Origin of the sequence: Bartonella jaculi (genome assembly GCF_039543045.1) — a bacterium.
In the GTDB taxonomy this organism is placed as follows: Bacteria; Pseudomonadota; Alphaproteobacteria; order Rhizobiales; family Rhizobiaceae; genus Bartonella; species Bartonella jaculi.
Genome location: NZ_BAABIZ010000114.1, coordinates 1 through 1,406 on the forward strand (window position 1 = coordinate 1; position 1,406 = coordinate 1,406).

Genomic DNA, 1,406 nt, shown 5'->3' on the forward strand with positions numbered 1-1,406 from the left:
AATGTTTCCTATGGTATCACATACCTTCGTAAGAATGGGTTCTCTTTGTCTTTTTGTGGCTTTAGCGAGGTTATACCAATTAGAGCTGTTAAAGTATTGTTTCAGTAGCCATGCAAATGACCCTTCATCAAGTGACAAGATATTGATTTATAATGATAATCTAGCGTTGTTCATATTGAATGAGAGTCCCGAATAACGTAAGATTCTCTCATTTCAAAGCTGTTTATCTTGAATCAATCAAAATCATTCCCTTGCACGTCAAAAGCGGGGCTGGCGTGTGGGTAAAAATTGTTAAAGAAAGGACTAAAAATGGCTCTTATGAACCGTCTTAATGCAAGGTCTGTCGCAACATTGGGGGCTGGCAAATATAATGATGGTGCCGGCTTGCTTCTTCATAAGCGTAAAGATGGAGGTGCTCAATGGCTTTATCGTTATACCATTCAGGGTCGGCGTCGCGAAATGGGTCTGGGTGCTTTAAGACATGTCTCTTTAAAACAAGCCCGTGAATTGGCAAACCAATGGCGTTCTGTTTTGCATGAGGGTCGTGACCCCATTAAAGAGCGCAATAAACAAAAGCGTGAAGCAATAAGCAATCTTCATTATTTAAAAGATATTGCTTTAGAGACTTTTGAAACTCGTAAAGCTGAATTAAAAGGGGATGGTAAAAATGGGGATTGGTTTTCGCCTTTAAAACTGCATATTTTACCAAAATTAGGCTGTCTGCCCGTTTCAGAAATTACGCAAACAGAGATACGCAACACACTCGCCCCTATTTGGCATACAAAGGCTGGAGCTGCTAATAGAGCTCTTATCCGTCTCAATATGTGTCTCAAACATGCGGCTGCATTAGGATTAGATGTTGATTTACAAGCAACAGAAAAAGCACGTGCTCTTTTAGGTAAACAACTTCATAAAACTATTAATAGACCAGCTATGGATTGGAAAGATGTGCCGGCTTTTTATAAAACACTTTACGAAAAAACAACTATGACGAATTTAGCATTGCGTTTGCTTATTCTGACAGGGGTTCGTACCAATCCTTTGTGTCATATGCATAAAGATCAAGTTGAGGGGGATATATGGACAATTCCTGCTGAGAATATGAAAGGAAGGCGTGATGCTACAACAGAATTTCGTGTGCCCTTATCAACAGAAGCATTAGAAATTTTGAAACAAGCGCGCCTTTTATCTCGCAATGATTTCTTTTTTTCTGCAACAGGTCGTGGTCCCCTTGGTGAGAAGTGTATGGCTACGTATATGCGAAAAAATAAACTTGATGCCTGCCCCCATGGATTTCGCTCTAGTTTACGCAATTGGCTTGCTGAAACAACCGATGCCCCCTATGAGGTCGCTGAAACCATTTTAAGTCATACGGTCGGAGGGCAAGTAGAGCGTGCCTATCGTCG

1 protein-coding gene and 1 pseudogene are annotated in these 1,406 nt (G+C 40.8%); one reads left to right on the top strand and one right to left on the bottom strand.

Translation table 11 applies throughout. From position 1 onward, the window contains the following. Positions 1-132, bottom strand: a pseudogene (locus ABD915_RS09645) (tyrosine-type recombinase/integrase); the annotation flags it as partial. A gap of 177 nt (positions 133-309) precedes the next feature. Here ABD915_RS09645 and ABD915_RS09650 point away from each other — a divergent pair. Further along, positions 310-1,406, top strand: a 1,097-nt coding sequence (locus tag ABD915_RS09650; protein WP_345117730.1) for a tyrosine-type recombinase/integrase, incomplete at its 3' end; no start/stop codon positions are given.